Annotated in this window: 6 protein-coding genes; 4 read left to right on the forward strand and 2 right to left on the reverse strand. The window is 67.9% G+C overall.

Going from position 1 to position 3977, the window contains the following annotated elements; all coding sequences use genetic code 11:
* The 3 genes from RMN84_RS11330 to apaG form a co-directional block, all read left to right on the forward strand.
* On the forward strand, window positions 1–662 hold a 662-nt coding region (locus tag RMN84_RS11330; RefSeq protein WP_309612273.1), incomplete at its 5' end, for a helix-hairpin-helix domain-containing protein.
* Window positions 662–1396, forward strand: coding sequence for a DNA repair protein RecO (gene recO / locus RMN84_RS11335; protein ID WP_309612274.1), 735 nt, complete (start codon window positions 662–664; stop codon window positions 1394–1396). The genes RMN84_RS11330 and recO, both read left to right, overlap by 1 nt.
* Before the next feature lie 38 nt (window positions 1397–1434).
* Window positions 1435–1848, forward strand: coding sequence for a Co2+/Mg2+ efflux protein ApaG (gene apaG / locus RMN84_RS11340; protein ID WP_309612275.1), 414 nt, complete (start codon window positions 1435–1437; stop codon window positions 1846–1848).
* Here apaG and RMN84_RS11345 read toward each other — a convergent pair.
* Complete coding sequence (locus tag RMN84_RS11345; protein WP_309612276.1) at window positions 1845–2873, reverse strand: SDR family oxidoreductase; 1029 nt, start codon at window positions 2871–2873, stop codon at window positions 1845–1847. The genes apaG and RMN84_RS11345 overlap by 4 nt on opposite strands.
* 110 nt (window positions 2874–2983) lie before the next feature.
* Between RMN84_RS11345 and RMN84_RS11350 the strand changes: the two genes are divergently transcribed.
* A complete protein-coding gene (locus RMN84_RS11350; RefSeq protein WP_309612277.1) occupies window positions 2984–3526 on the forward strand; it encodes a J domain-containing protein in 543 nt (180 codons plus the stop codon).
* On the opposite strand, the gene RMN84_RS11355 is transcribed toward RMN84_RS11350, so the two are convergent.
* Window positions 3523–3977: PaaI family thioesterase (locus RMN84_RS11355; protein WP_309612278.1), on the reverse strand; the 455-nt coding region annotated here is incomplete at its 5' end. The genes RMN84_RS11350 and RMN84_RS11355 overlap by 4 nt on opposite strands.

The raw sequence follows: 3977 nt of genomic DNA on the forward strand, positions 1-3977 counted from the left end.
TCGAAGTCTATGACAACAGCCACATCATGGGGACCAATGCCACCGGGGCGATGATCGTCGCCGGGCCGGAGGGGTTCCGCAAGAACGCGTACCGCAAGTTCAACATCAAGTCGGCGCAGCCCGACGACGACTTCGGGATGATGAAAGAGGTGCTCGAGCGGCGGTTCGCGCGGCTCGAGAAGGAAGATCCCGACCGCTCGACCGGCGAATGGCCCGACCTGATCCTGATCGACGGCGGCAGGGGCCAGATTTCGGCAGTATGCGAGATCATGGAGCGCGCGGGGGTGCACGACATTCCGGTGATCGGGATCGCCAAGGGGCCGCACCACGGCCGCGACGGGCGCGAGGTGTTTCACTTTGCCGACGGGCGTGAGATCAGCCTGCCGCCCAACGCGCCGCTGATGTTCTACCTCCAGCGATTGCGCGACGAAGCGCACCGCTTCGCGATCGGCACGCATCGGGCGAAGCGGGCGAAGTCGCTGACGACGAGCACGCTCGACGAGGTACCGGGGATCGGGCCGAACCGGAAGCGGGCGCTGCTGATGCATTTCGGGACGGCGCGGGCGGTCAAGGCGGCGGCGCTGGACGATCTGGACCGGGCGCCGGGGATCAGCAAGGCGACCGCCCGGCAGCTTTACGACTATTTCCACCCGCGCGGCTGATGCGCGTCACCACCCCCGCCATCGTGCTGTCGCTCCGCGCCCATGGCGAGCATGGCGCGGTGGTGGGGCTGATGACCCCGGAGCATGGGCTGCAGGCGGCCTATGTCCGCGGCGCGCGGGGGCGGCGGATGCGGCCGGTGGTGATGGCGGGCAATTTGGTCGAGGCGCGGCTGGCGGCGCGGACGGAGGGGCAATTGCCGCACGCAGAACTCGAACTGAACCACAGCCGCGGGCCATTGCTGGCCGAGCCCTTGCCGGCAGCGGCGATCGACTGGGCCACGGCGCTGACCGCGACGGCCTTGCCCGAGGGCCAGCCCTACCCGCGGCTGTATGCGGCGCTCGACGGGCTGCTGGCGGCAATCGAGGCGGCACCGGCGGCAAGCGGGTGGGGGACGGCAATGGTGCGTTATGAGTTGTTGCTGCTGGCGGAGCTGGGGTTCGGGCTCGATCTGGAGACGTGCGCGGTGAGCGGGGCGCGCGGCGATCTGGTCGCGGTCAGTCCGCGATCGGGGCGGGCGGTCAGCGCGGCGGAGGCGGCGCCGTTCGCGGGCAAGCTGCTGGCGATGCCGGCGTTCGTGCGGGCGGGGGGCGAGGCGTCGGTGGCGGAGATCCTGCAGGGTTTGGCGCTGACCGGGCACTTCGTAATGCGCGACCTGATTACCGACCGCGCGCTGCCGGTAGCCGAAGCGCGAACGCGGCTGGTCGAGCGATTGGTGCGGATGGGCGGCGAATGAGCGTTGTCGCGCGAGCGCGCCTCGCCTAGGCCTCGATCATGAGCAGCAGCCTCGACAGCCTGGCGGTCCTTTTCCCCTTCGCGGCGAGCAGCGGCGACGTGACGGTGCGGGTGGCGGTCAGCTTCCTGGCCGAACAGTCGGACCCGTCGGCCGGGCGCTGGTTCTGGTCCTATCATATCCGCATCGAAAATCGCGGGAAGCGATCGGTGCAACTGCTGTCGCGCCACTGGAATATCCGTGACGGGCGCGGCGATGTGCATGAGGTGATCGGCGACGGAGTGGTCGGCGAAATGCCGCTGATCGCGCCGGGAGCGAGCTTCGACTATGTCTCCGGCTGTCCGCTCAGCACACCGACCGGGTCGATGGCCGGGACCTACCAGATGGTCGACGAGGATGGCCGCGCGTTCGACGCCGCAATCCCCAAATTCGCGCTGATCGGGCCGGTGGCTTAGCGCGTGTTCGCGATATACCAGGGGAGGGCCTCGGCCAGTCCCTGTGCGACCGTGTAGGTCGGGTCGAACGCGATCTGGCGGCGGGCTTTTGATATATCCGCTTGCGAGTGGCGGACGTCGCCGGGGCGGAAGTCGAGGTAGGCGGGGTCGCGGTGATAGGGGCGCTGGTGATCGCGGAGGCCGTCGCGAAGGAAGCCGAACAGCTCGTTCAGTGTCGTGCGATCGCCGACCGCGACGTTGAAGACGTCGTCCTGCGCGGCGTCGGGGGCGAGGGCGGCGCGGATATTGGCCTGGACCGCGTTGGCGACGTAGCAGAAGTCGCGGCTGGTCTCGCCGTCGCCGTTGATCGTCACGGCCTCGTCGCGCAGCATCGATGCAATCCACTTGGGGATGACCGCGGCATAGGCGCCCTCGGGGTCCTGGCGCGGGCCGAACACGTTGAAATAGCGCAGCCCAACCGCCTTGAAGCCGTAGCTGGTGGCGTAGGTCGAGGCGTAGATTTCATTGGCATATTTGGTCGCGGCATAGGGCGACAGCGGCTTGCCGATGCGTTCCTCGACCTTGGGCAGGGTCGGTTCGTCGCCATAGGTTGAGCTTGAGGCGGCATAGACGAACCGGCCGACCCCGGCGAGACGGGCGGCGTCAAGCATGTTGAGGAAACCGGTGATATTGACGTCGTGCGTGAGCAGCGGCTCCTCGATCGAGCGCGGGACGCTGCCGAGCGCGGCCTGGTGGAGGACGATGTCGACGTCGGCGACGGCCAGCGCGCAGGCGGCGCGGTCGCGGATGTCGCCGGTGATCATGCGGAAGTCCGCGCCGGCGCTGCCGACCGTGGCTAGCAATTCGTCGAGATTATGCTGGTGCCCGGTGGAGAAATTGTCGAGCCCGGTGACTGACTGACCAGCCGACAACAACGCCTCGACCAGGTTGGAGCCGATAAATCCGGCGGCGCCGGTGACGAGCCAGCGGCGGCGCTGGCCACTGATCTGCTGCAGGAGGTCGGGGGCGAAATATCGAACGGGCATAGGCGGCGTTTATCCCGGCAAAGGTAAAGCTTCGCTTAGGGTCTGCGCAGGGGCGGAGCAATCATCGCGCCATTGCGGACCGGGCGCGGGGGCCGTAGGTTGGACGAACCATGGCCAAGGCAACACGATCCGACGACTGGGGCTTTCCCCGCTGGCGTCCCTATGGCGCGAAGGGCCGAGAGGCGGTCCGCATCCGCCTGTGCGATCGCGAAGGGTGCAATGAGCCGGGGGACCGGCCGGCTCCAAAGGCGCCCAACATGCCCGATCGCTGGTATTTCTGCGTGACGCACGCCGGCGAATATAACCGCAACTGGAATTATTTCGCTGGTCTGACTGCAGAGGAAGCGGCGCGGCAGGCGGCGGAGGCCGAGGGCGGGCCGACCGCCTATCGCAGCTCGGCGCACTATCAGTGGGGCGGTCCAGGCGACGGCTCGCGCAGCCGCGACGAGATGTTCGCGCTCGACGTGCTGGAGCTCGATCCGGACGCCGATGGCGTGGCGGTCAAGGCGGCGTACCGGCGGCTGGCGAAGGAAGTGCATCCGGACGTCAAGCCCGGCGACAAGGCGGCGGCGATGCGCTTCCAGCAGGTGCAGACCGCCTATGAAGTGCTGCGCAAGGCCGAGGAGCGGCGCGAGGCGGTTAACGCCGCTTAGGTCGGCATGAAGGTCAGCGCTGCGGTTGCGATCGGGTCCTTCGGGTCGCCGACATGGGCGATGCCGCTGACGAAGCAGACCGAACGGGTGGTGCGGATGCAGCGGCAACGGGCATAGACGGTCTCACCCTTGAGCGCCGGGCGGAGATAGTCGATCCTGAGGTCGAGCGTGGCATTGGGCACGAACTTGTCCAATTTGATCCACACCGACAGGCCGGCCGCCATGTCGACCAAACTGACGATCGCGCCGCTGGCGAGGAGGCCGGATTCGGGCGCGCCGACGAGCTGCTCGCGCCATGGCATCGCGAGTTCGACCCAATCCTCGCCATGCCCTTCGTAGCGATAGCCGAGCGCGACGCCGTGACCGAGTTGGCCGACGATGGCGAAGAAGGCGGCTGCATCGAATTTGCCCTCAAGGGCGGCGGTGGAGAGATCGACGCGGCTCTCGCTCA

This window comes from Sphingomonas sp., assembly GCF_031380695.1.
GTDB lineage: Bacteria > Pseudomonadota > Alphaproteobacteria > Sphingomonadales > Sphingomonadaceae > Sphingomicrobium.